This window comes from Vreelandella sp. 162(4c), assembly GCF_058152265.1.
The window spans coordinates 1,818,213-1,844,127 of record NZ_CM176981.1 but is presented as its reverse complement, the minus strand read 5'-3'; the positions used below and the strand labels follow the sequence as shown (position 1 = coordinate 1,844,127).

General features: G+C 58.5%; 23 protein-coding genes and 1 tRNA gene. 16 read left to right on the top strand and 8 right to left on the bottom strand.

What is annotated here, in order from left to right; genetic code table 11:
• Positions 1–45: 45 nt before the first annotated feature.
• Positions 46–1,077 (bottom strand): tRNA preQ1(34) S-adenosylmethionine ribosyltransferase-isomerase QueA, encoded by a 1,032-nt coding sequence (gene queA, locus AC4EYZ_RS08310; protein ID WP_474192194.1) that lies wholly within the window; start codon positions 1,075–1,077, stop codon positions 46–48.
• A gap of 114 nt (positions 1,078–1,191) precedes the next feature.
• Between queA and AC4EYZ_RS08305 the strand changes: the two genes are divergently transcribed.
• Positions 1,192–1,278: transfer RNA gene (locus tag AC4EYZ_RS08305), tRNA-Leu, on the top strand.
• A 106-nt stretch (positions 1,279–1,384) separates the two neighbouring features.
• On the opposite strand, the gene AC4EYZ_RS08300 is transcribed toward AC4EYZ_RS08305, so the two are convergent.
• Positions 1,385–2,755: a glycosyltransferase gene (locus AC4EYZ_RS08300; RefSeq protein ID WP_474192195.1), complete on the bottom strand. Its 1,371-nt coding sequence runs from the start codon at positions 2,753–2,755 to the stop codon at positions 1,385–1,387.
• A gap of 198 nt (positions 2,756–2,953) precedes the next feature.
• Here AC4EYZ_RS08300 and AC4EYZ_RS08295 point away from each other — a divergent pair, with 198 nt between their 5' ends.
• The 9 genes from AC4EYZ_RS08295 to AC4EYZ_RS08255 all read left to right on the top strand — a co-directional run bounded on the left by AC4EYZ_RS08295 (position 2,954) and on the right by AC4EYZ_RS08255 (position 11,448).
• Positions 2,954–3,721, top strand: coding sequence for a helix-turn-helix transcriptional regulator (locus AC4EYZ_RS08295; protein ID WP_027957418.1), 768 nt, complete (start codon positions 2,954–2,956; stop codon positions 3,719–3,721).
• Positions 3,722–3,905: 184 nt separating this feature from the next.
• A complete protein-coding gene (locus AC4EYZ_RS08290) occupies positions 3,906–4,262 on the top strand; it encodes a RidA family protein (RefSeq protein WP_008959745.1) in 357 nt (118 codons plus the stop codon).
• Position 4,263: 1 nt separating this feature from the next.
• Positions 4,264–5,199 (top strand): bifunctional Delta(1)-pyrroline-2-carboxylate/Delta(1)-piperideine-2-carboxylate reductase, encoded by a 936-nt coding sequence (gene lhpI / locus AC4EYZ_RS08285; RefSeq protein WP_457547381.1) that lies wholly within the window; start codon positions 4,264–4,266, stop codon positions 5,197–5,199.
• Positions 5,200–5,337: 138 nt separating this feature from the next.
• Positions 5,338–6,411, top strand: a complete 1,074-nt coding sequence (dctP, locus tag AC4EYZ_RS08280; RefSeq protein ID WP_027957416.1) for a TRAP transporter substrate-binding protein DctP — start codon at positions 5,338–5,340, stop codon at positions 6,409–6,411.
• Between the two features lie 114 nt (positions 6,412–6,525).
• The gene (locus AC4EYZ_RS08275) at positions 6,526–7,071 is read left to right on the top strand and encodes a TRAP transporter small permease (protein WP_027957415.1); all 546 of its coding nucleotides are present in this window, start codon (positions 6,526–6,528) and stop codon (positions 7,069–7,071) included.
• Positions 7,068–8,342 (top strand): TRAP transporter large permease, encoded by a 1,275-nt coding sequence (locus tag AC4EYZ_RS08270; protein ID WP_041157569.1) that lies wholly within the window; start codon positions 7,068–7,070, stop codon positions 8,340–8,342. The genes AC4EYZ_RS08275 and AC4EYZ_RS08270 overlap by 4 nt, the downstream gene beginning before the upstream one ends.
• A 21-nt stretch (positions 8,343–8,363) precedes the next feature.
• Positions 8,364–9,395 (top strand): histone deacetylase family protein, encoded by a 1,032-nt coding sequence (locus AC4EYZ_RS08265; protein WP_474193264.1) that lies wholly within the window; start codon positions 8,364–8,366, stop codon positions 9,393–9,395.
• Positions 9,392–10,498: a class II histone deacetylase gene (locus tag AC4EYZ_RS08260; RefSeq protein WP_490204218.1), complete on the top strand. Its 1,107-nt coding sequence runs from the start codon at positions 9,392–9,394 to the stop codon at positions 10,496–10,498. Before AC4EYZ_RS08265 ends, AC4EYZ_RS08260 begins: the two co-directional genes overlap by 4 nt.
• Positions 10,495–11,448: a branched-chain amino acid transaminase gene (locus AC4EYZ_RS08255; protein ID WP_474192152.1), complete on the top strand. Its 954-nt coding sequence runs from the start codon at positions 10,495–10,497 to the stop codon at positions 11,446–11,448. Before AC4EYZ_RS08260 ends, AC4EYZ_RS08255 begins: the two co-directional genes overlap by 4 nt.
• Before the next feature lie 193 nt (positions 11,449–11,641).
• Here the strand turns inward: AC4EYZ_RS08255 and AC4EYZ_RS08250 are convergent, their stop codons facing one another.
• The 6 genes from AC4EYZ_RS08250 to AC4EYZ_RS08225 form a co-directional block, all read right to left on the bottom strand.
• Positions 11,642–12,751, bottom strand: coding sequence for a pyridoxal phosphate-dependent aminotransferase (locus tag AC4EYZ_RS08250; RefSeq protein WP_474192153.1), 1,110 nt, complete (start codon positions 12,749–12,751; stop codon positions 11,642–11,644).
• A 22-nt stretch (positions 12,752–12,773) separates the two neighbouring features.
• Positions 12,774–14,156, bottom strand: coding sequence for an FAD-binding oxidoreductase (locus AC4EYZ_RS08245; protein ID WP_474192154.1), 1,383 nt, complete (start codon positions 14,154–14,156; stop codon positions 12,774–12,776).
• A 64-nt stretch (positions 14,157–14,220) separates the two neighbouring features.
• Complete coding sequence (locus tag AC4EYZ_RS08240) at positions 14,221–15,861, bottom strand: ABC transporter ATP-binding protein (RefSeq protein WP_474192155.1); 1,641 nt, start codon at positions 15,859–15,861, stop codon at positions 14,221–14,223.
• 9 nt (positions 15,862–15,870) lie between these two features.
• Positions 15,871–16,704 (bottom strand): ABC transporter permease, encoded by an 834-nt coding sequence (locus tag AC4EYZ_RS08235; protein WP_071695396.1) that lies wholly within the window; start codon positions 16,702–16,704, stop codon positions 15,871–15,873.
• A complete protein-coding gene (locus tag AC4EYZ_RS08230) occupies positions 16,701–17,681 on the bottom strand; it encodes an ABC transporter permease (RefSeq protein ID WP_138801577.1) in 981 nt (326 codons plus the stop codon). Before AC4EYZ_RS08230 ends, AC4EYZ_RS08235 begins: the two co-directional genes overlap by 4 nt.
• Before the next feature lie 76 nt (positions 17,682–17,757).
• Positions 17,758–19,314: an ABC transporter substrate-binding protein gene (locus AC4EYZ_RS08225; RefSeq protein ID WP_041157576.1), complete on the bottom strand. Its 1,557-nt coding sequence runs from the start codon at positions 19,312–19,314 to the stop codon at positions 17,758–17,760.
• Positions 19,315–19,524: 210 nt separating this feature from the next.
• Here AC4EYZ_RS08225 and AC4EYZ_RS08220 point away from each other — a divergent pair, with 210 nt between their 5' ends.
• From AC4EYZ_RS08220 to AC4EYZ_RS08195, 6 genes are all read left to right on the top strand, one after another.
• Positions 19,525–20,250 carry a GntR family transcriptional regulator gene (locus tag AC4EYZ_RS08220; protein ID WP_022520051.1) on the top strand — a complete coding sequence of 242 codons (726 nt, stop codon included), beginning with the start codon at positions 19,525–19,527 and terminating at the stop codon, positions 20,248–20,250.
• Entirely contained in the window at positions 20,228–21,256 is a 1,029-nt protein-coding gene (locus AC4EYZ_RS08215) for a histone deacetylase family protein (RefSeq protein ID WP_027957404.1), read from the top strand. The genes AC4EYZ_RS08220 and AC4EYZ_RS08215 overlap by 23 nt, the downstream gene beginning before the upstream one ends.
• Positions 21,257–21,391: 135 nt before the next feature.
• Positions 21,392–22,276 carry a LysR family transcriptional regulator gene (locus AC4EYZ_RS08210; RefSeq protein ID WP_230805980.1) on the top strand — a complete coding sequence of 295 codons (885 nt, stop codon included), beginning with the start codon at positions 21,392–21,394 and terminating at the stop codon, positions 22,274–22,276.
• Positions 22,277–22,446: 170 nt separating this feature from the next.
• Positions 22,447–23,343, top strand: a complete 897-nt coding sequence (locus AC4EYZ_RS08205) for a HalD/BesD family halogenase (protein ID WP_474192671.1) — start codon at positions 22,447–22,449, stop codon at positions 23,341–23,343.
• A gap of 52 nt (positions 23,344–23,395) precedes the next feature.
• Complete coding sequence (locus tag AC4EYZ_RS08200) at positions 23,396–24,664, top strand: M24 family metallopeptidase (RefSeq protein ID WP_474192670.1); 1,269 nt, start codon at positions 23,396–23,398, stop codon at positions 24,662–24,664.
• Positions 24,665–24,725: 61 nt separating this feature from the next.
• On the top strand, positions 24,726–25,580 hold the full coding sequence (locus tag AC4EYZ_RS08195) for a glycine betaine ABC transporter substrate-binding protein (protein ID WP_474192669.1): 855 nt from the start codon (positions 24,726–24,728) through the stop codon (positions 25,578–25,580).
• The last annotated feature ends 335 nt before the right edge of the window (positions 25,581–25,915 follow it).

The window sequence follows — 25,915 nt, the reverse complement described above, 5'->3', positions numbered from 1 at the left end:
GCGCGACGGGTGCAGGGCAAGCGGGTCAACAATCAGCAGCAATACCTAGCGTGTCAACAGCATGGCGTCGCCATAGCTAAAGAACGCATAGCGCTCGGCCACTGCCCGTTGATAGGCGTGCATGATGGTGTCATAGCCCACGAAGGAGGACACCAGCATTAGCAGCGTCGATTCCGGTAGGTGGAAATTGGTAATTAAAGCATCCACGCAGCGCCACTGGTAACCGGGGTAGATGAAAATGTCGGTATCGCCACTATAAGGCGCGATCTGTCCGTCGCTACTTTTCATGCAGGCGCTTTCCAGGCAACGCACGCTGGTGGTGCCCACTGCCACCACCCGCTTGCCTGCTGCCAGGGTCTCGCGCACTTGCTGGCAGGTAGCTTCCGTGACCTCAATCCACTCGCTGTGCATATGGTGTTCAAGGATGTTGTCGACGCGCACCGGCTGAAAAGTGCCCGCGCCCACATGCAGCGTCACAAAGGCACGGTTAATGCCTTTATCGGCAAGGGCGTCCAGCAGTGGCTGATCAAAATGCAGCCCGGCGGTCGGCGCCGCTACTGCACCATCACACCGGGCATAGACGGTTTGGTAACGCTCACGGTCGCTGAGTTCGTCTTCCCGGGTAATATACGGTGGCAGTGGCATATGGCCGTGCTTTTCAAGCAGCGCGATCATCGGCGTATCGCCTAAAAAGCGCAGCTCGAACAGGGCATCACGGCGGCCTTCTACGATGGCGTGAATATCGCCCTCGAAAATCAGCTCGGTGCCGGGCTTCGGCGACTTACTCGAACGAATATGCGCCAAGCCACGGTGAGCATCCAGCGGGCGCTCCAGTAACATCTCCACTTTGCCGCCGCTGGCCTTATGGCCGTGCAGGCGCGCCGGAATCACCCGGGTGTCGTTAAACACCAACAGGTCGCCGGGCTCCAGAAGCTCAAGCAAATCGGGAAAGCGGCGGTGTTCCAGCGCGCCGCTCTGGCCATCCACGCACAGCAAACGGCAGTCGCTACGCTGTTCAGAAGGGTAGCGAGCAATTAATTCGTCGGGTAGCTCGTAATGAAAATCCGCGCGCTGCATGGCGTATAACTCTTAGCGTTGATCAAACAGGCGGCATAGGATAGCGCTTTGGCTGCATAAAGTCAGTCAATGTGATTGACCTACCTCGACATTTACGTATAATGCGCAGCCATTGCCGGTGTGGCGGAATTGGTAGACGCAGCGGATTCAAAATCCGCCGCCTTTACGGGTGTGCCAGTTCGAGTCTGGCCACCGGCACCAACTTTAAAATCAGGCACTTAGGTGCCTTTTTTTGTGTCTGCAATTTGAGTTTTTCCCTCCTAAGTGCCCGAATGTGTCAACAAAGTGTCAGCGGAGAGTTCGGCGCTTACTTTCTCTCACTAGCCAAACGCTCAGCCGCGATCTGATGATAAAGACTCGCGAGTTCCGCACTTTTGGCATCTTCGTGCCAGCTAGCGGCGTAGGCTTGGGCGCGTTCGGCGAGCTGTTGGCGCAGGGTGTCATCGCTTAGCAGACGGTTGACTTTGGTAGCGAAGTTGCCGTGGTTATCCTCGGCGATTAGGCAGCCTTCTCCTTCTTTTAGTACATCCAGCGTGCCCATCATGGCGGTGGAAACCACTGGCGTGCCTAGTGCCATCGCTTCCAGCAGTACCAGCCCCTGGGTTTCCGTGCGTGACGCAAATACAAAAACGTCGGCGGCGCGGTAGGCGGCTTGCAGCGGGCCGCTGCGGTTGAGATAGCCGAGGAACAGCACCGATTCTGCCACGCCAACTTCCTGGGCGCGCCGGACAAGCGAGTCATGGGCCGGGCCTTCGCCGGTAATGATCAGCCGGGTGTTGGGGTGTTCGGCTAATACCTTGGGCAGCATATCGATCAGAAAATTGATGTTCTTCTCAAAGGCGGCGCGGCCTACATAGAGCAGCAGGCGCGCATCTGTAGGTAGATCGTAATGAGCACGAAAGTCGCTATCATCCTGGGCTCCCTGAGAGTGGCAGAACGACTCCAGCGACAAACCGGTGGGAATGACCGTGGAGGGCGTGGTCACTCCGTAGCGGGTAAGGGCTTCCTGCATTGCTCGTGAAGGAGCGACCAAGGCGTCGAGCTGCTGGCACTGGCGCACTGAAAGCCGACGCGCGGCCAGCCTCAGCCAACGTCGTGGAAGCCAACGGATATAGTGGTGAACATACTCCTCAAACAGGGTGTGGTAGGTCGCTACCACTGGAAGCCCAAGCCGACGCCCCAGCGCTACACCGGCATAGTGGGCGGTAAAGGGGGTGTGGACATGAATAAGGTCAAAGGCTTCAGCGGCAAGCTGCGGTGCCAGGGCGATCAAGTCCCGGTAGCGCATCATGCGATCCTCCGGGTCGCCGGGTACCTGGCGCGAGCGGATGCGCAATACGCCCGGTTCGTCCACTTGGCCCACAGGATAATCGGGGCAGATCAGCATGACCGAGTGGCCCAAACGCTCAAGGGCACCGCGAAAACTGGCGATGGAGGTGGAAACACCATTAACGCGGGGAAAGTAGACATCCGAAATCATCAGTATCTTCATACCGCTCAACGGCGTCTCGGTCGTTGACGCCGCTGAGTGAAGCAGCGTTAAAGTTGGCGCTAGTCGTGCTTCGCGTTCAGCTTTACGCTGTAGATGTAGGGCATTGCCGTTGGCTAATTGAGTGAGGGCCGCGACTTCCTGGTCACTGAGAGGAGAGTTGAGAGAGGGGCGTCGGCGCTGTGGCATGTTGTTTTGACTCTTGTGGCAGCTTACGAATAAGCTATCTTGAGTCCATGACTGGCGGATGACAGCCAGCGCGCTTAGATAAATACCGTGCACTTACCGGGAAGAGCGTTAGCCTACAGTTAGCTTCACTCTCGCTTTTTGTTGCTTAGCCGTTTTATAGTGCTGGAATAGCATTCGATGTACAGACGGTACCCCACCATGGCCCATTTTGAGCTGCATAGCCGCAATTTAGCCCAAGAGCAGGTGGCCCATACCCACGACTTCCATCAACTCATTCTAGCTACCTGTGGTGTTACAGAGCTTTCGATGGAAGGTCAGGGGGAGCGGGTGACCGCCCGCCGTGGGTGTCTGATTCCCTCATCGCGCCACCACGAGTACCAAGGCGATGGCAGCAATCGTACCTTAGTTCTGGATATACCCGTTGCCCAGTTAGCTTCGCTTGAGAAAGGCAGCGAGATTGAGCGCCTGTTCGATAAACCGCGTTTTTTCAGCGTCCCCCCCGCGTTAAACCAGCTTACCCACGCCCTGGCGAATCAGCTTGAACAGTGCCCCGCGCTACAGAACGAAATTGCGATTCTGCTGTTACGCGCGCTGACCATGTATCTGCATGACACCTCTTCCACAGCGGTTGGGCAGTTGGGCCAACACTGTATTAGCGAACGCCTGGATCTTGCGCGTCTGGATGCCTGGTTGGATCAGCATCTTGCCGATGAGATCCGTGTGGAGCAGTTAGCTGCTTTGTGTGCCTTGAGCCCAGGCCACTTTCACAGCTGCTTTCGCGAGCTGACTGGCGTAACGCCGCTGGCCTATGTACAGCGCAGGCGCTTAGAGCATGCCCGCACCTTGGTTCGCCATAGCACACTCAGCCTGGGGCATATCGCCATGCTGGTTGGCTTTCGCGATCAAGGCAGTTTTTCCCGTGCCTATCGGCGTTATTTCGAGCTTTCCCCTTCTTCAGATCGTTAGGCCCTCATCTGACCGCTAGCCCCTCGCCGAACCGTTAGTGATAAAATTTTCTTGCCTGCATGACTTGCGGGCAAATCTATCTCAGCTTCGGGCAAGTAATTTGCCTGCTAGCGCTTTAGTCTTTGACTAATCCCTTATATCAAGACCCTTTTTATCAGCAGCACCGCTTTCAAGGAGCAACACCATGGGCGTTACCTATCAAGACAGCAATGCACGTATGAGCCAAGTGGCGATTCACAACGGCACCGTTTACCTGGCAGGCCAGGTTCCTCCTGATGCCACGGCGGATATGCGCGGCCAAACCGAGCAGGTGCTTGCGCGTATCGATCAACTGCTAGCCCAAGCGGGCACCTCGAAAGAGCACCTAATCTCAGCGCAAATCTGGGTTACCAGCATGGCGGAGTTTGACCAAATGAACGCTGCCTGGGACGCCTGGGTCGTGCCCGGTCGCCCACCTGTGCGTGCAGCGCTTGAAGCCCAGCTCGCCAAGCCCGAGTGGAAAGTGGAGATCATGGTGGTAGCCGCGCTGCCGGAGGCCTGATATGCGGGTTGTTTCTGCCGAAGAGGTCACTCGCCACCTAACGTGGGATGGCTTGATCAAGCGGCTACACACGACGTTCGTGAATGGCGTGGAGTCTCCTCCCCGCCATCACCATGCGATGCACCGGCCAGATGGCGAAGCCACCATGCTGCTAATGCCCGCCTGGGAAGCGGCGGGTTACATCGGCGTGAAAATGGTCAACGTGTTTCCGCAAAACGCCGACCACGGTATCCCGGCGATCTCTGGGCTCTACTTGCTCAGCGAGGGCAAGCACGGCCAGCCGCTGGCCTGTATCGATGGCAGCGAGCTAACCCGGCGTCGCACGGCGGCGGCCTCCGCGCTGGCCGCTCAAGCCTTGGCCAATGAAAACGCAGAAACGCTGCTGGTGGTGGGTACGGGGAAGTTGGCGCCTATGGTGATCGAGGCCCACGCCAGCGTACGCCCCATCAAACGTGTGCTGATCTGGGGCCGCAATCCCAGTAAAGCGGCGGCGATTGCCGACGAGTACGCCGAACGCTTCGAAACCCATGTGGTGGAGGAATTAGCGGATGCTGTCGCTGAGGCGGACATCATTAGCTGCGTAACGCTCTCCAATCAGCCGCTGATTAAAGGTGAGTGGCTAACGCCCGGCACTCACCTGGATCTGATCGGCGCGTTTCGACCACAGATGCGCGAAACCGATGCACTGTGTCTGCGTCGCTCAGAGGTATTTGTGGATACCTACGCCGGTGCCAAAGGCGAGGCGGGCGACATCCTGCAAGCCATTGAAGAGGGCGAATTCCAGTTCGACCAGATTCAGGCGGAGCTTGCTGAGGTGCTAGCAGGGACTAGATCGGGGCGCTCCGCACCGGATGCCATCACGCTATTCAAATCGGTAGGGGCTTCGCTGGAAGACCTGGCCGCTGCCATTGAAGTGTGGGAGTCGCTTCTCGAATAACCATAGCTTTTTCAGGAGACATAGTTTTTTCAACAGATATGGTTTTTACAACAAAAATAGTAATCACCACATCGTCACCGATCAGGTGGCAACGCCAGTCATAACGAAGACCGACTAATAAACAAAATGAGGTGTGTTATGAACGCAAAAAAATCAGTATTTTTCGCCGCCCTGGCGGCGCTCCCGTTGGCTATTGCCAGCGCCAATGCCCAAGCGCAATCCTATGAAATGGTGATCGCCACGCAGTTGCCAGAGGATATGAGCAATAACGAAATCTATCCGGCGCTGGTGCATTTCAAGAACCTGGTGGAGGCGCGAACCGACGGGGATCTTGAGGTCACGATTTTTGGCGGCGGCCAGCTAGGCTCCGAGGTAGAAAACGGCTCCGAAGTGCAGGGCGGACGAACGCTACAGTCGACGATTATGTCTGCCGGGGCGATGTCCTCCTTCTACGAAGACTACCAAGTAGTTACGGCGCCGTTCCTGTTTACCAACTGGCGTCAGGCGTGGAGCTTCTTTGATAGTGAGTGGTTCGCCGACTTTATGTCCGGCACCGTCGAAGCCGCTGATATGCGTTACCTGGGTACCTTCGACGATGGCGGTGGCTTCGTCGCCTTCACTAACAATGTGCGCTTGATTGAGACCGTCGAGGATTTAGAAGGGCTCAATATTCGTACTGAAGAGAACCCCGCCCACGTGGCGATCATGCGCTCGCTAGGCGCTTCGGCCACCCCGTTGCCCTGGGGCGAGCTAATCACCGCGTTGGAAACAGGTCTTGCCGATGGCCAGTTCAATGCGCCGGTGCTCAACACCACCTTCAACTTCGATGCGGTGACTGACTACACCACGCTCACCGGGCATGTGTATAACAGCGCCCCCTGGGTGGTTAGTGAGTCCTGGTACCAGTCGCTGCCCGAAGAGCATCAGCAGGCGGTGATCAGCTCCGCACGGGAAGCGATTCAACTGAGTCACGGTATGTCGGGTGCCCTGGCTACCGCTAGTTGGGTGGAGTCCTGTGAACGCTTTGAAGAGTGCTACCTGATGCCCGACGCTGAGCGTGAGCGGATGGCGGAAATTGCCCGTCCCGCTTGGCAGGAGTGGATCGTCGATGACTTCGGCATGGACGAAGCCCGCGTACAGGGGCTGCTTGACGAAGTTGAACGCGTCGGCCAGCAGTTGGCAGAAGACGACTACCGCATTTATGGCCAATAAAACCTGGGTCAATAAAACCTAGGCCAATAAAGCTGGGTCAAAAAAACAAGGCCAATAACGGTTAGCGAACGATATACGCTGGGGCAATGTGAGGCCCCAGCGTGAGGAAAAACCATGGGCGTTTTAACTCCTTTGCGCCGCTTGAGCGATCTCGTCAATCAGGTGGCCATCGTGGTGTGTGTGGGCTGTATCCTGGCGATGCTGGGCATATCGTTCACTGCGTTTCTCTACAAGCTGATCACTGGCAGCACGCTTAGCTGGACCTACTCGCTGGCGCGGCTGTTTCTGCCCTGGATCGGCTTTCTCTCCATGACGATTTCGCTGCGCTATGGCGAGCACGTCGCCATGACCCTGCTGGTTCGCAGCTTGCCCAGAGTAATGGTGCAAGTGGCTGCCGGGCTCTGCCTGGCGGTGATTGGCCTGTTTGCACTGATGCTGACGTGGTACGGCTGGGATTACTTCGCCAGTGCCACCCAGGTTTACATGGTCTCTGATCAAATTCGTATTCCCAGCAAGGTGACCGCTATCGTGGTGCCTCTCAGTGGCGTCCTCATGCTGCTGCATCTGGTGCATGGCTTTGCCCTGCTGGAGCACTTCATTGATGAGCAGGACGTGATTAGCGAACTCATCGACACCTCTGACGGGGAGCACCGCTCATGACTCCTGCAATTATTGCGTTTGTCGTGCTGCTGTTTATCGGAGCACCGGTAGCGGTGGTGATGGCCATGTCGGGGCTAGCGGGTGGCTTTGCCATCGGCGGCGAGCGCATGCTCGGTATCATTGCCGACCGCATGTTCTCCGGCGTCTCCGGCTTTCTGCTGATTGCCGTGCCCTACTTTATTTTCACCGCTGAGCTGATGAACCAGGGCGGGCTGACTCACAAGCTGATCGCCTTCAACAATGCGCTGTTCGGCCGGGTGCGCGGGTCACTCTCCCATGTGAATATCTCGGTCTCGGTGTTCTTTGCGGGTCTCACCGGCGCGGCGGTCACCGATACCGTCGCCATCGGCAAAATCATGATTCCTGAGATGAAAAATCAGGGCTACGATGCCGAATACGCCGCTGCGGTTACCGCCTGTTCTTCCATCATCGGGCCGATTATTCCCCCAAGCGTGGTGATGGTGGTATACGCAACACTGCTGCGGGATATTTCGGTGATTGACCTGTTTGCCGGTGGCATTATTCCCGGCCTGTTGATGGCGCTGGCGCTACTGGGCGTCAGCTTCTTCCTGGCCTGGAAGCGCAACTACCCGAAACAGGCTCCTACACCCTTTAAGGCGGCCATCATTGCACTGTTAGTCGCGCTGCCTGCCATGGTGGTGCCGCTGATTATTCTTGGCGGGATTCTCTCGGGGCTCACCACGATTACCGAAGCCTCGGGGTTTGCGGCGGTTTACGCCATCGTGATTGGCGTGGTCTTCTACCGTAATCTTACCTGGCGCAAAATTTGGGATGCGCTGGTGACCACGGTGCGCTTCTCCGGTGTGGTTTTTTTCCTGTTAGCCACCTCGGCGGTATTGGGCTGGTTCGTCACCCGCTCGGGCATCGCCAGGGATGCGGCCAGCATGATCACCACTTTCAGCGATGCGGCCTTTGTGCAACTGATGCTGGTGTGTCTGCTACTCTTGGTGATTGGCACGGTGATGGATGTGCTGCCCGCACTGGTGGTCATTGCCCCGGTGCTGGTGCCAGCGATGATCCAACTGGGCTTTGACCCGCTCCACTTCGCGATCCTGATGATCGTGGTGCTCAATATCTCCAACGTGACACCGCCAGTGGGGATGACGCTGATGACCGCCGCGCGAATAGCCGAGGTGCCTTATGAACGGGCAATCGTGGCATCGCTGCCGTTTTACGTGTCGTTCCTGGTGGTGATTGTGTTGCTGGCGGCGTTTCCGGCGCTCTCTACCTGGATTCCGTCACTGCTGTAATTTAGCTAAGGACTGCGACCCATGAAGTGTTTTTATCACCCTGATCAGGCGTTGTATGCGCCGCCGACCTTTCTGCTGCGCGGCCAACCTGCGCCTTCGCCGGAAGGCCCGGTGCGCGCTGAACTGCTTACCCAAGGGCTGGCAACGGCAGGGCTGACCCTGTCTGCACCTGCCGAGGCCGATTCGCCTACGCTGCGCAAGCGCCTGGAACAGATCCATACGCCGCGCTACCTTACTTTTTTGGACACCATTTACGCTCGCTGGCAGGCGCTGCCCAATGCGGCGGAAGTGGTGGCGCCCAATATTCACCCCTGCGGCGGTGGCTACCACTACCCGCGCCACCCGATTGGGCAAGCGGGCTGGCATTTGCACGATATGGCCTGCCCGCTAAGCGCCACCAGTTTCCAAGGCGCGCTGGCCTCAGCCGCTAGCGCCGAAGCGGCGGCAGAAGAGGTGCTGAATGGAGCGCCAACGGCCTATGCGCTGTGCCGCCCGCCGGGTCACCATGCCGGGCCTGAGCGCGCCGGGGGCTTTTGCCTGCTGAACAATTCAGCGCTGGCCGCCACGGTGCTGCGCGAACGCTTCGCCAAAGTAGCCATCATTGATGTGGATCTGCACCACGGCAACGGCACCCAAGATATTTTTTATCACCGTAGCGATGTCTGGACGGGCTCGCTGCACGCCGACCCCAGTGATTTCTATCCGTTTTTTTGGGGCGGCGCTGATGAAGAGGGCGATGAAGAGGGGGTAGGCGCTAACGTTAATCTGCCCTTGCCGGTAGGCAGCGATGGGGATGTCTATCTGGACGCCCTGGCAGTGCTAATTGATCACCTGCAGCGCTACGAGCCCGATGCTGTAGTGGTAGCGCTAGGCTTGGATGCCCATAAAGATGATCCCCTGGCGGGGCTTACCGTGGAAACCGAGGCGTTTATCGAGGTGGGCAAACGGTTAGCGGCGCTTGCGCTACCCATGGTGATTGTTCAGGAAGGGGGCTACCCCACTGAGCATCTAAGCGCCAACTTGGCTGCCTTTATGCAGGGTTTTACGGCATGAGCAGAACCGGCTTCTACTGGCATGAACGCTGCTTTTGGCACGACCTGGGCGCGATTGGGGTATTTTCCGCGCCCGGTGAGTTTTTACAGCCCCAGGCCGCCTCGGAAAGCCCGGAAAGCAAACGGCGGCTGAAGAACATTCTTGAAGTCAGCGGGCTGATTGATGAGCTGAACGTGGTGAAACCACCCGCCGCTTCGCTTCCTGACCTGCTGCGTTTTCACACCCCGCGTTACCTGGATGAACTGCAGACAGGGGATAAAGCCCGGGGCGGCAACGGCGGCGACTGTGCACCTTACATGCCCGGCAGTTGGGCGGCGGCCACGCAGTCCGCAGGGCTGGCCATTGCCGCCGTTGAAGCCGTGGCGAAGGGCGAGGTGAGCAACGCCTATGCCCTATGCCGCCCACCGGGGCACCATGCCGAAGCCGATCAAGGTCGTGGGTTTTGTCTGCTGGGCAATATCCCCGTGGCGGTGATGCGCGCCCGGGCCTTGGGGCAGGTTAACCGGGTAGCGATACTCGATTGGGATGTTCATCACGGCAACGGTCAGCAGGCGGCATTTTATGGCGAGCCCGATGTGTTGACCGTTTCACTTCATCAGGCGGCGAACTACCCGCTGGAAACCGGCAGTTTTGACGAGCAGGGCGAAGGCGCAGGCCTGGGCGCCAATCTCAACCTGCCGCTGCCACCGGGCTGTGGCCTGGGCGCCTACGCCTACGCCATGGAAACGCTGGTGCTGCCAGCGTTGGAAGCCTTTAAGCCCGAACTCATCGTGGTGGCCTGCGGTTACGACGCCTGCGCTAAGGATCCCTTAGGCAAAATGCTGCTCAATAGCCAGGCGTTCGCCACCATGATCGCTCAGCTTAAAGCGCTGGCCGAGCGCTGCTGCGATGGCAAGCTGGTGTTTATTCACGAAGGTGGTTATTCAGAAGGCTATGTACCGCTCTGCGGCCACGCGGTGATCCAGACCCTGGCGGGCAGCGCCATTGCCGTGCCCGACCCGCAAAACGATGAAATTGCCGCCTGGGGCTACCAGGCTCTGCAATCGCACCAGCAAACCTTAATTGATAGCTGGCGCCAACAGTGGGAGCAACGCAAACAATGACACCGCTTTATGACCGCGACGGCTGGATCTGGCAGGATGGCGAGTGGCGTGAGTGGCGCGACGCCAAGGTGCATGTTTTCACCCATACGCTGCACTACGGCATGGGCTGTTTTGAGGGCGTACGCGCTTACGCTGGCCCCAGCGGCACGCATCTATTTCGTGCTGCTGAACATACCCGCCGCTTGGCAGAAAGCGCCCATTCGCTGGATATGCCGCTGCCGTTTAGTGAAGCGGAATTGATCGAGGCTCAGCGCGAGTGCCTGGCCAAAAACGGCCTGAGCAATGCCTATCTGAAACCTACCGTGTTTTTTGGTGCGGAAGGTTTAGGATTACGCGCCCAAGGATTAACCACCCACGTAATGGTCGCCGCCTGGGATCTAGGCCCCTACATTTCGCCCCAGGCCGCCACCCACGGCTTGCGCGCGCTGACCTCTTCCTGGGCTCGCCATCACGTCAATATCAGCTTGTGTCGGGCGAAAACCAATGGTCACTACGTCAACTCGATACTGGCACTGAATACCGCGATCAAAGCCGGTTTCGATGAAACCATCATGCTCGACCCGGAAGGCTATGTGGCTGAAGCCTCGGCGGCTAACGTCTTCTTGCTCCGCGATGGCGTGCTGCACACCCCGGAAGTGACGTCCTGCCTGCAAGGTATCACCCGGGATAGCGTGATTCAGCTGGCGCAAAAAGTGCTGGGTATTGAAGTGCGCGAGCGGCGAATTACTCGTGATGAGCTCTACACTGCCGATGAGGCATTTTTAACTGGCACCGCCGCCGAAATACTCCCGCTTCGCGAACTGGATGGTCGCCATATCGGCACCCGAACGGGTGCGCCGCCTGTCAACGAGCCGATCAGCCCAGATAGCGTGACGGCGCAACTGCAGGGCTTATATCGCCAGGCGGTACGGGGTGAGTTGGATGACTTCAGGCATTGGTTAACGCCTTAGGACTATTGGGGTTGGAAGTAAGAACTATGCAACCCCTGTCACCCGCTGCGAGGGCAGGTTGAAGCGAGGGTCTTTTGTCATGGATGACAAAAGTAGCGCCCAGGGATGGGTTCACAGCGCCCTCGCGGAAACCTGCCCTCGATGCTTACAGCTATCTGCATGCATACATCCTTTATCAAATTTACTAATTTAATCAGGCGTGCTCTTTAATAGCCTGTTCGAGAGCCGCCAATCTTCCAGGCACCAGTGCGGCTTGCACGGCCGTAATACGTATTACATTGGCAAGCTCTGGGTGTGCCAAACGAGCGACCAAAACGCCTTCAGCGAGCAGTTGCTGATGTACCTCGGCGGCGAGTTCAGCGCTGGGCAGGCGAATGCCGATAAAGTTGGTGGCGCTGGGCAACACATCGGCACCGAGTTCGCGAAAGTGTTTAGCCAACTGCTCACGGCGGGCTTTTACATCGGCGACGTGTTGGTGAACTTCGTCAGGGTGGTCGAGTACCACTTCCGCAGCGGCCAGGGTCAACGACGATACTGCGTAGTGAATGCGCACCTTCATCATCATCGCCAGCACGTCAGGGTCGGCGATGGCGTAGCCAATGCGCAGGCCCGCCAGGCCGTGAGCCTTGGAAAGCGTGCGCAGGCGAATCACCCCCGGTATTGCTTTAGCAGCGAACTCGCTACCCGCGTCATCGCGGAAGTCCCCATAGGCTTCGTCCAACAACAGCCAGCAGGTATCGGGCAGCGCATCGCGCAGCTTGAGGATGTCGCTGTCGCTGTGTAAGTGGCCGCTGGGGTTATCCGGGTTGGCCAGATAGACCAGTCGTGCGTTTTCCTGATGGGCAGCGGCGGCCAGAGCTTCCAGGTCGGGGGCCAGCACGCCGGGTGCTTCATAATAGCTGGGCTCTACCAGGTTGCAGCCCTGGCCTTTGGCAAAATAACCCAAGGTGGGGTAAGTGCCTGCAGTGCTCACCACGGTTTCACCCGGTTCGCAGGTGGTGCGCAGGGCCAGGGCAATCAAGCTATCGGCACCGGCATCTACCAGCAGGGTTTCAAGCGCCATACCCTGTTGTTCGCTAATACGTTTGCGAACACCCAGCGCCTCGGCGTCGCCGTAGCAGTAAACGTGTTCGACCAGGGCATCGCCAAAGTGATCGCGCAGGGCGCGGTGAGGCATATCCAGGCCTTCGTTAGAGCCCAGCCGATGGGGGATTACCTTGCCAAGTCGGCGTTCTAGCACCTTAATGCCCGGAAATGGATTAGCAGGGCCTTCACTCAGTAAGTGGTTGGGGTAGCGGGGCATGTTGATATCCTAAAAACAATTATTAACTCAATATTTTACCGCGATTGAGAAGGCGATGTGGGTCTAGCGCCTGCTTGAGCGTATGCATCAATTCAATCTCGGCGCTGGAGCGGCAAGTGGCGAGCCAGGGGCGTTTCTCCAGGCCAATGCCGTGTTCTGCGGAGACTGAACCGCCCAGTGTGGCCAGCGGCTGGTAAACCATGGCTTCAACCTCTCGCCGAACTTCGATCTCAGCACTCCCCACGCTAACGGAAATATGCAGGTTGCCATCGCCGAGATGGCCAAATACCACCAGTTTCGCCTCTGCCCAGCGCTGGGTTAGCTGTGCTTCCAAGGCATTGGTGTAGCGCTGCATATCGGCAATCGGCAGGCTGACATCGAAGGTAAGCACCGGCGCCAAGCCTTTGACCAGCCCCTCAATATCCTCACGAATCGCCCATAGCCCATCGCGCTGGGTAGTCGACTGTGCAATCACCGCATCGACAATCAGCTCGCTCTCTAACGCGCTTTCTAATGCTTCGCTGAACTGGGTGGCATTGCGCTCGACGTCGCTGCCCAGTGAATCAATGATCACATAAAACGGGTGCTCGGTAGCAATAGGTGGGGTATGACGCCCCAGCGTTTCAGTGAGCAGGCGGTAGTGGTTTTGCCACATCACCTCAAAAGCACCCAGGCTTCCGCCAAGCGCTTTGCCCATATGGCTGAGCAGCCCGGTGAGTGCCCCAAATGAGGGGCAGGCCACCATCGCGGTTTGTTCACTTGGCGTGGGGGGCTGAAGGCGCAGTACCGCGCGCGTCACAATACCCAGGGTGCCTTCGCTGCCGATAAACAGCTGCTTCAAATCGAAACCGGCGTTATTTTTCAGCATGCGGTTCATGGAGCTGACTACCCGGCCATCGGCCATCACAGCCTCCAGGCCAAGTACTTGTTGTCGCATCATGCCGTAACGAATCACCCGAACGCCGCCAGCGTTGGTAGCGATATTGCCGCCAATGGTGCAGCTGCCCCGAGCGCCCAGATCCAGCGGAAACTGCAGGCCGACCTCTTTCGCGGCCTCCTGAACTCGCTGCAGCGGTGCCCCCGCCTGCACGGTGAGGGTGCCGCCTACCTGGTCTATCTCTTCAATCGCGGTCATCCGCTCTAGCGATATCACCAGCTCATCTGGGCTCGCCTCAGCGCCGTGTACCAAGCCTGTTAGGCCACCGTGGGTCACCACCGGCTGCTGCACCTGATGGCAAGCGCGCATCACCGCGGCGACTTGTTCGGTATCCGCCGGGCGTACAATAGCGCCTGCCTGGCAGGGCGCGCCGGTCATCCAATCGACACTGCGGCTAATAACATCGTCGCCCGTTAATACGTGGGTCGGGCCGACAATGGCGCGCAGAGCCTCCAGGGTTATGTGCATGTGTGTTCCTTAACGTGTCTTGTCCATTCGGTAAACTAGCTTTTGAAAAACCTGCTTTGCAAACTTATGCGGTTGCCGCCACGGGCGCTTCGCGGCCGGGAATTGCCTTAAGCAGGTCTTGGGTATACGCCTCACGCGGGGCGAGGAAAATCTGCTCGGCGCTGCCTTGCTCGACGATGCGGCCGTGCTGCATCACCACAATACGGTCGCAAATTTGCGCGGCGACGCGGAGATCATGGGTGATAAACAGCAGCGATAACGAAAGCCGCTGTTTAAGCTCCTCCAGCAGTTCCAACACCTGGGCCTGAATCGACACGTCCAAGGCTGATACGGCCTCATCCGCCACAATCAGTTCAGGGTTGAGCGCCAGCGCCCTGGCAATACCGATGCGCTGGCGCTGCCCACCGGAAAATTCGTGGGGGAAGCGCTCCACGGCGCTGGCGCCCAAACCGACCATATCGAGCAACTCGCCCGCCTGTTTAAGCGCTGCGGCTTTGGGCGTGCCATTGGCAATCGGCCCCTGGGCTATCGCCATGCCCACTTTGGTGCGTGGGTTGAGCGAGGCGTAAGGGTCTTGGAATATCATCTGCACCCGGTGGCGTTCCCGGCGTAGCGCATCGCCTTTGAGCTGGGAAAGATTCACCCCATCCAGCAGCAGCTCGCCGCTATCGGGGTGCTCCAAGCGCACCACGCAGCGTCCGAGGGTGGTCTTTCCGGAACCGGACTCGCCTACGATGCCCACGGTTTCACCCCGCGCCAAAGTGAGCGAAACATCCTCTAGGGCACGCACTTCGCGGGAAGGTTTAAGGAATCCGCCCCGGGAGCGAAAGATCTTATTGAGCTGCTTGATCTCCAGCAGCGGAGCGACCTGGCTGGTCTCCCGGTGGGGCGGCACCGCATTGCTGGGAATCGCGGCAATTAGCGCTTGGGTATAGGCGTCTTGAGGGTTCTCAAGCACCGGCTTGGCGTCCCCCAGTTCGACAATCTTGCCGTGGCGCATGACGCAGACGCGGTTGGCGATTTCGGCCACCACGCCAAAGTCGTGGGTGATAAACATCACCGACATGCCGCGCCGCTGCTGAAGGTCGCGAATCAGCTCCAGAATCTGCGCTTGCGTGGTGACATCCAGCGCCGTGGTGGGCTCATCGGCAATCAGTAGAATGGGCTCCAACGCCAGCGCCATGGCGATCATTACCCGCTGGCGCTGGCCGCCGGAAAGCTCAAACGGGTAGGCGCGAATGGCCTTCTCCGGCTGTGGAATGCCCACTTCGATCAACAGCTCCAGGGCGCGGGCTTGGCGTTCTTTGGGGGTGAACTGGCCATGGGCCTCGAACACTTCGGCAATTTGCGCGCCTACCCGCATCAGCGGGTTAAGGGCGGTCATCGGCTCCTGGAAGATCATGCCAATTTTTAGCCCGCGCAGGGCGCGGTGCTGCTTTTCCGTCAGAGCAAGTAAATCCTGCCCTTCAAAGAGTATCTCGCCATGGGTGGCGTTCACGCCTTTGGGCAGCAGCCCCATAACGGCGTTGGCGGCCATCGATTTACCGGAGCCGGACTCGCCCACCACGCACATGATTTCGCCGCGCTTCACCTCGTAGCTAACGTCTTCCACCGCCAGGGCGCGATCCGCCCCTTTTGGGAGCGCAATGTTGAGGTCGCGAATGCTGAGGACGGTGTCAGCCGATTGATTCTCTGTAATAGGCATATAAAGTCCTTAGCGCTCGCGTGATAGTTTGGGGTTCAGTGCGTCGTCTAAACCTTCACCCACCAGGTTTAACGCCAGTACCGTCAGCAAAATCGCCACGCCAGGGAAGAAACTTAGCCACCACGCCTGGCGAATCACCGTGCGCGCAGCGCCTATCATATAGCCCCAGGACATCACGTTCGGGTCGCCCAGGCCGAGAAACGACAGCGCCGACTCCAGCAAAATCGCGGTGGCCACCATTAGTGATGCCAGCACGATAATCGGCGACAGCGTATTGGGCAGAATCTGACGCAGAATAATCGTGCTGTTGGACTGGCCGACCAGGCGCGCGGCTTCGACATACTCGCGGTTACGCAGCGACATAAATTCAGCGCGAACTAAACGGGCCACCGGCGGCCAGCTGACAATCGCAATCGCCAGCACAATCGAGGTGATGCTGGGCTGCATGATGGCCACCAGCACAATCGCCAGCGCGAAGTTGGGAATGGTCTGGAAGAACTCGGTAAAGCGCATCAGTACGTCATCAATGATACCGCCGTAGTAGCCAGCAATGGCCCCCAAGGGAACGCCAATCAGCAGGGCCACGCTGGTGGATACCAGCCCGATCAGCAGCGAAACCCAGGCGCCGTGCATTAAGCCTGAGGCCACGTTACGGCCCATGGTATCGGTGCCCAGGGGAAAGCCATCTTGCGAGAGTGGCGGCAAAAAGGGCCGCTGAACCATGCGCCAGGGCGATTCAGGAAACAGTAGCGGCGCCAGTATGGCCATGGCGATAATCAGCAGCAGGATGATCAGGCCGACGAGGGCGCCACGGTTTTGCGCGAAGCGTGCGAAAAAGCTCATGCGGCCCCCTTCTTGATGCGTGGATCAGCCAGGCTGTACACCAAATCGGTGATGATATTGAAGACGATGACCAGCGCCGCCGAGAAGAAGAAAATGCCCAGCAGCAGGTTGTAGTCGCGCTGTTGCAACGCTTCGAACATCAGCCGACCGATGCCGGGCCAGGCAAACACCGTTTCGGTCAGGATCGCCCCGCCGACCATCTGCCCCGCCTGCAGGCCCGCTAACGTGATGATCGGCAGCAGGGCGTTACGCAACACATGACGGCGCTGAATAATGCTGGGCTTCAAACCTTTGGCGCGGGCGGTTTTGACGTAATCCTGCTGCGCGGCATCCAACATCGAAGTGCGCGTCATGCGGGTGTAAATCGCCATAAAAAACAGCGCTAAGGTGGTCGCGGGTAGCACCAGGTGCTTGGCAACGTCGAGCACCAGCGCAAACCCGGTATGACCTGCCCCCACGGTGTAGAGGCCGTAGGCGGGCAGCCAACCCAGGTAGACGGAGAACACCACCACAGACATCAGTGCGACCCAGAACAGCGGCGTGGCGTAGAACACCAGCGCCAGCGCCATAATCAGCGAGCCGGAAGGCTTTTTAACCCGGGCGGCAGCCATGGAGCCTGCCACAATACCCAGTACCAGCGAAAGCACAAAAGCGGTGCCGGTGAGCAGTAGGGTGGCGGGTAAACGATCCATAATCAGATCAAAGACTGGGACGCCCAATCGGTAGGAGTAGCCGAAATCAAGCATGGCGATACCCGACACGTAGCGCCACAGCTGCACGTACATCGGCTGATCGAGCCCAAAGCGCTCGCGCAGTTGGTTGAGAAACTCCTGATCCGCGGCACCCGCTTCACCGGCCAGAATGGCGGCCGGGTCACCGGGGGCCAGCTGAATCAGCAGGAAGTTAAAAATAACGATTAAAAACAGCACAATCACGGCTTTAAACAGCCGCATCAGAATAAGGCGCGCGTAAACCATAAGTCGTTTCCTGACGTATACCTTCAAGACATAGCTAAAAAACCCAGGTAGCTCGCGCTACCTGGGTGGCTTGGGTTTAGCGATCTAGCCAAGCATCTTTAAAGCCGTCATTAACACCCACGCCGGAGGTGACGAGGTTCTGCACATCACAGCGGTACAGGGTCGGGAAGCCCAGTTCCATCAGCCAGCCAACGGGTACGTCTTCGTGGAGGATTTCCTGTACTTCGCGGTAAAGTTTTTCGCGCTCTTCGTCGGGGAAAGCCGTGGCAGCCTCGTTGAACAGCTCGTCCACACGCTCGTTTTCGTAGCCTTCCACGTTATTCCAGGGCGAACCCTTGGCAATATTGTCGGAAAGGTAGGTGCGTGAAATACCCAGTGCCGGGTCGCCGTACTGGTATAGGTAGGTAAAGGCGAGGTCGTAATCCCAATCGCCCAGGCGCTGGTTCCAGCCGCCCACATCGGTGGCTTGGGTTTCAACGTTAATACCCACTTCGCGCAGGTTCTGCTGTACGGCTTCGGCCCAGCGTGTCCAGGTTTCCCCATAGGGCAGCGGCAGAATGGTGATCTCTTCGCCGTCGTAGCCCATTTCATCCAGCAACTCACGGGCGCGTTCGGGGTTGTGATCGTAGGGTTCCAGGTCGTCGTTCTGGAAGCGCGCATTGGAGCCAAAGGCGGAGAGCGGCACATTGCCCAGGCCGTTCCACAGTACGTCTTTGGCGAACTCGCGATCCATAGCGTACATCACCGCCTGACGGAAACGTTTATCCGCCGTGGGGCCTTCGCGGTTGTTCATCCACAGCATGGCAAAGGGGCTGAAGTACTCGTGGCCCTCTTCGGTCATGCAGACATTATCCATCTCGGCCAGGCGGGGAATATCGAAGTTCTCGACGGTACCGCTCGGCAGCACGTCAATGGTTTCATTTTCGAACGCCACCGCACGGGAAGCGCCGTCAGGAATGATGTGCCAATTGACGCCATCCAGGTAGGGCAGGCCCTCTTCGTAATACTCTTCGTTTTTAACCAATTCTATCACCGTGCCGCGCTCCCAGTTGGAGAACTTAAACGGGCCGGTGCCAATGGGGTGGTCATTGTGCTCGTTATCGCGGAAGTCGGTGCCCGCGTAGAGGTGCTCGGGCACCATGGTGAAAGTGCCCGCCTCGAAGGAGAGCAGGAAAGGGCCGAAGGGTTGGGTCAGGGTAAATACAACGGTGTGGTCGTCGGTGGCTTCGATGCTCTCCACATGCTGCAGCACGGCGCGGGCGCTGGGGTTCAACTCGCGGTGGAAGACATCGGCGGAGAACACGACGTCATCGGCGGTAAAGGCTTCACCATCGTGCCAGGTAACGCCTTCACGCAGGTGGAAAGTGTAGGTGCGACCATCCTCGCTGACCTCCCATGACTCCGCCAGTTGCGGCATGGGCTCTAGGTCGGTGGTATAGCGCAACAACCCTTCGTAGATATTGCCTGCCACGGTGCGGGTAGGGGCGTTTTGAATCATGCCCAGCACCAGGCCTGGCGGCTCGGGCTGAATAATGGTGTTAACGACACCCCCTTCTTTGGGGTCGTCTGCCATAGCGGCGGAGGTAAAAGCGAGTGCTGCAGCGGAAATAGCCAAAGCTAAAGGTTTCTTCATGTTTCCTGCTCCTCGGTTATTAGCACGTAATGAGGTTACGTAGTCGTTAGGCGAGCGAGGCGTGTCAGACCCTGTTGTGATGTTTGTTAGGGATCTGTTTTGACCATAGCAGCACTTGGTAAAACTGTCGACAGTCGGCAATCGTTCGTCGACAAGTGGCTTTTTTTCGTCATACTGGGAAGAACACGTCATATCCCATGAGTGAATGCGATGGCCTCACCAACGGCGGCTCCCAGGGCCTTTATCCAGCAGCAGAACCTGGTCGAACAGGTGGCTGACTATTTAACCCAAGCGATTATTCAGCAACACTTTTTACCCGGCGAACGGCTTTCTGAAGTGCAGCTCTCCCGCGACCTGGGTGTTAGCCGCGCACCGGTTCGCGAGGCCGCTCGTTTGCTGGAAAGCCGTGGTTTATTGATCTCGAAACCGCGCCGAGGCTTCTTTGTTCGCGCGTTGAATGCCGTTGAACTCGAAGATGTGTTTGATTTGCGGCTCTGCCTTGAGCGCCACGCGATCGAACGCCTGGCAGAACGCTATACCGCCGATGCCCAGCGCGCGCTCAAGCAGCAAGTAGAGGTGCTATGTGAAGCGGCAGCCGGGAACGATGGCACCCGCCGCATCGAGGAGGATTTGCAGTTTCATCGACTGATGCTGCATTACGCAGGTAACGAGCGTCTGCTGCGCGCCTTTGACGACCTGTCCCATGAGCTGCGCCTCTGCATCACCCTAATTACCAAAACCCATGAAGCCCCCGACACCATTGCCACCAGCCACTTTAAGTTGCTCGACGCGCTGGATAGCGGCAGCCCTGCAGCCTGCCGTGAGGCGATTGACTACCATATCGGCGTTGCCCGCGATTTCGTAGTCAAGGGTGTGGGCGAAACCGGAGATAGTTCTGATGAAGATAGTGCCGATGAAGACGTTCTTCCACGCTGACCAACTGCTTCATCAGCCGCAAACCTACTTCTCCCGGGGCAAAATGCGCACACCCCAGGAAGTGCCCGAGCGTGCCACGCACCTGCTGGCAGCCGCCAAACAGCTAGGGTTTGATATTCAAGCGCCCGCGGATCATGGCGTGGCGCCGTTAAGGGCGGTGCATTCGCTGGCCTATTTGCGCTTTCTCGAAAGTGCCCATCGGCGCTGGCATGCCCTCGGCGAGGATTGGGGTGAAGAAGTTATTTCCAATATTTTTGTGCGTTCGCCCAATGCTCTGCGCGGCATCTTGGCGGAAGCCGGGCGTTACTTGGCTGACGGTAGCGCTCCCGTGGGCCAGCACACTTGGCAGTCTGCTTATTGGTCGGCGCAGAGTGCGGTCGCCGGGGCTGAGGCTTTATTAGCCGGGGAGCGATTTGCCTATGCGTTATCGCGCCCGCCGGGCCACCACGCGGGCATCGATTCCGCCGGTGGCTTCTGCTTTCTCAATAATGCCGCCATTGCCGCGCAGCACCTCACCTCGCGCTACCCGCGCATCGTCGTGTTAGACCCGGATATGCACCATGGGCAGGGGATTCAGGAGATTTTCTACCAGCGCGACGATGTGCTGTATATCTCGATCCACGGCGATACCACCAACTTCTACCCAGCGGTGACTGGTTTTGAAGACGAGCGCGGGCAGGGGGGCGGGCTGGGCTATAACCTCAACCTGCCGATGCCCCATGGATCAGAGGAGTCGGTGTTCTTTGACCGCGTGGAGCAAGCCTGCCAAGCCATCCGCCTGTTCGAACCGGACGCCATCGTGCTGGCGCTGGGGTTCGATATCTACGAACTTGACCCTCAAGCCAAGGTCGCCGTTTCTACCGCGGGTTTTGCTGAGCTTGGCCGCAGGGTAGCGGGCCTGAACGTACCCACGCTGGTGGTGCAGGAAGGCGGTTACTATCTGGAAGGACTGGAAGCCAACGCGGTGAGTTTCTTCGAGGGGTTGCTTGGCAACAAAACGCCCTGACGATTAAGCCAGTATTTCCAAGCCTTATGAAGAGGGCTAGGTAATGTATGGAACACGGCGTATTCAAAAGAAACTGGCTGGTGCTAGCATGTCGCTTCACGCGACGCGTCACCTCCCAAAGAGACCCAGAGTCCCATGCTGGATATCAAGTATTACGTATTGATAGACGCCATTGCCACTCACGGCACGGTGCACGGTGCTGCTGCCGCTATCGGCATTACTCAGCCCGCGGCTACGCATCGCATTCGTGAAATGGAACGCCGCCTGGGTGTGGCGCTTTTTCACCGTGAAGGACGCCGACTGACGCTTTCCGCCTCAGGCGAGCGACTGCTTGAGACTGCACATGAAGTGCTCCCTCGACTGCGCAGCGCCGAGCTCGAGGCGTGGCAACTGGCACGCCGGACCGAACCCGCTTTGCGACTGGGCATCGGCCCTTACGACACCTTCTCGAGGGCGATTCCGCATCTCTACGACCAGCATGAGCGTGACATCGACCTGGTACGCCTGTCCATGGCAGACATGACCACGGCGTTACTCACCAGTCGCGTCGACATGATCTGCATGATTGAGGTGCCCTCGCAGCGTGGCATTGCCCACCAGTTATTGTTCGAGGAGCCACTGGTGGCCGTTTTGCCGCCCGAGCACCCCTATGCGCAAAGCGACGCGGTGCCCGCCGAGGTATTCGATCAGGGGCGGCACTTTACCTACAGCATCACCCCCGAGTCCGGCCATGAGTTCGAGCATTTCTTCCAGCCAGCCGGCGTCTACCCGTCGCATATGGTTCAGATTGAGTCGGTCGCCCTGATCCTTGAGCTCGTCGCTGCTGGCAAGGGTGTGAGCATCCTATCGCGCTGGGCCGTTCAGGATGCACATCACGCCGGTCGCGTCGTCATGCGGCCATTGGCGGGTAACTTACTGCGCATTCCTTGGTATTTGGCCTATGCGCAAACGCCACGTATCACCGCCGTCGCCGAGCCGCTGGCGGCCACGCTCCGCCATCTCTACCGCACCGACGTGTGAGATAAGGCTGCATCCATCTCTGAGCGAGTTAGAACGATAAGAATCTCGTCGCAGATGGTCGGACATTCTCATTAGTATCCCCGTCCCCACACTTTTACTGTATTGCCACTTCCTAGCAACGATCTGTTAGCAATAACTGATCATTAACGAACTATCAGGAGAGGCAATATATGTCACAAGCTACGCTCGGAACCCAACCGGCCTCGCAAGACGCCACCGATGACCGCCATCCATTAGCGCGTTTTATCGATCTTGAACGCTACTCGATCCTGCAGCGCGATAGCGACGCCTACCAATCGGCGGTCGAGCGCGTTCGTCAACAATTGCGTACCGACGGCTGTGCTCTGCTATCGAGCTTCATCCGCAAAGATCTTATCGAGCCACTGCGCGAGGAAAGTGAGGCCCTGGCGCCAAAGGCGTTCTACTCGGACAACAACGTTAACCCTTACGTCACGCCGGACGATCCGTCTCTGCCCGAGGATCACCCTGCACGCTTCTTCCAGCACTACACCAATGGCTTCGTGGCGCGTGACCTGATCCCCGAGGACGCCATTGTCCAGCAGCTTTATCGCGACCCTGACTTCCAGCGCTTCGTTGCCGACTGCCTCGAAGAGCCGGTGATTTACGAGTTCGCCGATCCTATCGCGGGGCTGGTGATCAACGTGATGCCCGACGACACCGAGCTGCCCTGGCACTTCGACACCAACGAATTCATCGTCAGCCTTATGACGCGGCGTCCTAATGAAGGCGGCGAATTCCAGTACGTGCCCAATATTCGCCGCCCCGGCGAGGAAAACTTCGCTGCCGTGCAACGCGTACTTGAGGGTGACCACACCGACGTCGAATCGTTAACGCTCAAAACCGGCGACCTGCAGCTCTTCAAAGGACGTTATTCCATGCACCGCGTCGCCGCCGCCAAGGGCCAGCGCCTCTGCACGCTACTAGGGTACGCCAAGACGCCCGACATGATGGGTAGCCTGGAGCACACCAAGCGGATTTACGGCCGCGTTACGCAGCAACACATCGACGCCGATAACCAGCGCCGTCACGACGCGCTCATGGGCTAGGTGCTACTGAACGCGCCCCTTATTTATCCACTTCACACAAGGATGCCTTGCCATGGGCGATATCGTGTCACTCGCCGGATCAGTTCCCACGGGCGGCCCCTATGCCGGCGGGAGCTTCCGCCATGCCACGCTCGACGCCGCGCTGCTGTCGCGCGTCGAGCGCTACCGGCTGCAACGCCTGCGCCAGCAGATGAAGCATCACCAACTGGATGCGGTGATCCTGTTCGATCCCATCAACATTCGCTATGCCTGCGGCGTGCGCAACATGCAGGTCTACTCGCAGCGTAACCCTGCGCGCTATCTCTACGTGGCGGCTGACGGCCCAGTGGTGCTGTTTGAATTCAGCGCCTGCCTGCACCTGGCGGCCAACGCCGAGCTACTCGACGAGGTGCATCCCGCCCGGGCGGTGATGCCGCAGTACAGCGGTCCTCGCTGCGCGGTACATACCCAGGCCTTTGTCGATGACATCCGCAGCCTGTTCGAGCGTTCGCATACCCAGGGGCAGCGTCTAGGTATCGAGTCCGCACCTACCGGCGCCATCGAGGCGCTGGGCCAGGCTGGCTTCCAGTTGACCGACGCCGCCACCGTGGTCGAGGGCGCCAAGTCGATCAAGAGCCTCGACGAGCTGGCCCTCATTCACCGCTCGGTGACCCTGACCGAAGCCGCCATGACGCGTATGGAAGCCGCCATTCGCCCCGGCATGAACGAAAACGAGCTGTGGTCGATCTTCAACCAGCACGTGCTGGCCACCGGCGGTGAATACGCCGAAACTCGACTTCTAACCTCCGGTGCACGCACCAATCCGTGGTTCCAGGAATGCTCGGACAAAGTCATCGCTCCAGGCGAGCTGGTGGCCTTCGATACTGACATCGTGGGTTGCTTCGGCTACTACACCGATTTCTCGCGAACCTTCCATGTGTCCGGCGCAGGCGCGCCCAGCGCCGAGCAAAAAGCGCTCTATCGCATGGCCGCCGACCAGCTCGAGCGCAACATTGCCCTGTTGCGCCCGGGCATGAGCTTTCGCGACTACTCGCAACAAGCGTGGCCGATACCCGATGGTTATCGCGAAAACCGTTACCTGGATATTGTTCACGGCTGCGGTATGGCCGGCGAGTGGCCGCTGATCGCCCACGACATGGATTGGGACGACGTCGGCTACGACGGCACCATCGAACCCGGCATGACGCTCTGCGTCGAGGCCTATATCGGCCACCGAGACGGCACCGAAGGCGTCAAGCTGGAAGAGCAGGTACTGATCACCGAAGATGGCATCGAACGCCTCTCGACCTACGGCTATTCCGACATACTGATGGAAGAATGACGACGTAGCGCATCACTCTTTCTCATCCCTTTCGATTAACGAACATAAAAAAAGGACGCGTATGAAACCGTTGACACCCCTTTTTATCGCCTGCGGCCTGGCCGGTCTCTCGATAACCGCCTCGGCCAACGACACGCTGACCATCGGTACCAACAATTGGGCGGAAAACATTGCTGTATCGCACATGTGGCAGCAACTGCTTGAAGAGCAGGGCTACGACGTCGAGCTGACCACCACCGGCAAGAGTGTGCTCTTCAGCGGGCTCGCAAACGGCGATCTGGATATCTCGCTGGAAGTCTGGCTCCCGCATGGCGACGCCCAGTACATCGAGCCCTACAAGGACCGCATCGACGTTCACGATGCCTGGTTCGACGGCGCCCAGGACGAACTGGTGGTGCCCGCTTACATGGAAGACATCAATAGCATCAGTGACCTCAAAGACAACGCCGAGCGCTTCGACTATCAGGGCGAGCCGACCATCCTAGGCATCGAATCGGGCTCGGCTATCTCCGGCGAGACCGAAAACGCCATCAAGAGTTACAACCTTCCGTTTCGGCAGTTGAACAGCTCCGGCCCCGCCATGCTCGCAGCCCTTGAGGAAGCCTATGCCAATGAAGCACCCATCGCCGTCACACTCTGGCAGCCCCACTGGGCCTACGCGCAGTACGACCTGAAGGCGCTAGAAGATCCCAAGAAGAGTTATGGGGGTGGTGACGATATCATGTGGATGTCGCCCAAAGGGTTTGGCGAGGAGCATCCCGAGGTCACCCAAATGCTTGACACCTGGCACATGAGCCACGACCAGTTGGCCGATCTCATGCTGACCATCGAAAACGTCGGCGACCCCACGCAAGGCGCCAAGCAGTGGATCGAGGAACATCGCGATCTCATCGACGGCTGGCTCGCCGAGGGCTGATCCCACCCCGGGCCGGCTGTCAGTGCCGGTCCATCTCCATATCTTGCCGCTTTTTCTACCGTCCCCCTCTGATCCAGCCAACACGCCATAGGTAGTAGGGTTGGCTATCGCGAGCGACTTAGCGCTTGGCCAGTCAATATGTGAGTCGCCGGAAAATCGTAAAAGGCCAGCCGTTAGCCCGGGTTGTTCTAAAGGTTTTTCATTGGGGTACTGGAATTGATGTTTGGGACTCAACGGATGCCACCTTGGTCTGTGTCTGGCACTATAGCCACTTTCAGCGATCAGCAAAACGATCCGGATAGTCATTGAGACAGCCATTGAAATAGTCATCGAAA

What these genes read in the sequence shown, in the direction of transcription:
- AC4EYZ_RS08240 (WP_474192155.1), bottom strand. Translation starts at nt 15,861, where the DNA reads ATGCCTATTACAGAGAATCAATCGGCTGACACCGTCCTCAGCATTCGC.
- queA (WP_474192194.1), bottom strand. Translation starts at nt 1,077, where the DNA reads ATGCAGCGCGCGGATTTTCATTACGAGCTACCCGACGAATTAATTGCT.
- AC4EYZ_RS08275 (WP_027957415.1), top strand. Translation starts at nt 6,526, where the DNA reads ATGGGCGTTTTAACTCCTTTGCGCCGCTTGAGCGATCTCGTCAATCAG.
- AC4EYZ_RS08255 (WP_474192152.1), top strand. Translation starts at nt 10,495, where the DNA reads ATGACACCGCTTTATGACCGCGACGGCTGGATCTGGCAGGATGGCGAG.
- AC4EYZ_RS08220 (WP_022520051.1), top strand. Translation starts at nt 19,525, where the DNA reads ATGGCCTCACCAACGGCGGCTCCCAGGGCCTTTATCCAGCAGCAGAAC.
- AC4EYZ_RS08210 (WP_230805980.1), top strand. Translation starts at nt 21,392, where the DNA reads ATGCTGGATATCAAGTATTACGTATTGATAGACGCCATTGCCACTCAC.
- AC4EYZ_RS08215 (WP_027957404.1), top strand. Translation starts at nt 20,228, where the DNA reads ATGAAGACGTTCTTCCACGCTGACCAACTGCTTCATCAGCCGCAAACC.
- AC4EYZ_RS08195 (WP_474192669.1), top strand. Translation starts at nt 24,726, where the DNA reads ATGAAACCGTTGACACCCCTTTTTATCGCCTGCGGCCTGGCCGGTCTC.
- AC4EYZ_RS08245 (WP_474192154.1), bottom strand. Translation starts at nt 14,156, where the DNA reads ATGCACATAACCCTGGAGGCTCTGCGCGCCATTGTCGGCCCGACCCAC.
- lhpI (WP_457547381.1), top strand. Translation starts at nt 4,264, where the DNA reads ATGCGGGTTGTTTCTGCCGAAGAGGTCACTCGCCACCTAACGTGGGAT.
- AC4EYZ_RS08205 (WP_474192671.1), top strand. Translation starts at nt 22,447, where the DNA reads ATGTCACAAGCTACGCTCGGAACCCAACCGGCCTCGCAAGACGCCACC.
- AC4EYZ_RS08265 (WP_474193264.1), top strand. Translation starts at nt 8,364, where the DNA reads ATGAAGTGTTTTTATCACCCTGATCAGGCGTTGTATGCGCCGCCGACC.
- AC4EYZ_RS08225 (WP_041157576.1), bottom strand. Translation starts at nt 19,314, where the DNA reads ATGAAGAAACCTTTAGCTTTGGCTATTTCCGCTGCAGCACTCGCTTTT.
- AC4EYZ_RS08295 (WP_027957418.1), top strand. Translation starts at nt 2,954, where the DNA reads ATGGCCCATTTTGAGCTGCATAGCCGCAATTTAGCCCAAGAGCAGGTG.
- AC4EYZ_RS08250 (WP_474192153.1), bottom strand. Translation starts at nt 12,751, where the DNA reads ATGCCCCGCTACCCCAACCACTTACTGAGTGAAGGCCCTGCTAATCCA.
- AC4EYZ_RS08270 (WP_041157569.1), top strand. Translation starts at nt 7,068, where the DNA reads ATGACTCCTGCAATTATTGCGTTTGTCGTGCTGCTGTTTATCGGAGCA.
- AC4EYZ_RS08230 (WP_138801577.1), bottom strand. Translation starts at nt 17,681, where the DNA reads ATGGTTTACGCGCGCCTTATTCTGATGCGGCTGTTTAAAGCCGTGATT.
- AC4EYZ_RS08300 (WP_474192195.1), bottom strand. Translation starts at nt 2,755, where the DNA reads ATGCCACAGCGCCGACGCCCCTCTCTCAACTCTCCTCTCAGTGACCAG.
- AC4EYZ_RS08200 (WP_474192670.1), top strand. Translation starts at nt 23,396, where the DNA reads ATGGGCGATATCGTGTCACTCGCCGGATCAGTTCCCACGGGCGGCCCC.
- AC4EYZ_RS08290 (WP_008959745.1), top strand. Translation starts at nt 3,906, where the DNA reads ATGGGCGTTACCTATCAAGACAGCAATGCACGTATGAGCCAAGTGGCG.
- AC4EYZ_RS08260 (WP_490204218.1), top strand. Translation starts at nt 9,392, where the DNA reads ATGAGCAGAACCGGCTTCTACTGGCATGAACGCTGCTTTTGGCACGAC.
- AC4EYZ_RS08235 (WP_071695396.1), bottom strand. Translation starts at nt 16,704, where the DNA reads ATGAGCTTTTTCGCACGCTTCGCGCAAAACCGTGGCGCCCTCGTCGGC.
- dctP (WP_027957416.1), top strand. Translation starts at nt 5,338, where the DNA reads ATGAACGCAAAAAAATCAGTATTTTTCGCCGCCCTGGCGGCGCTCCCG.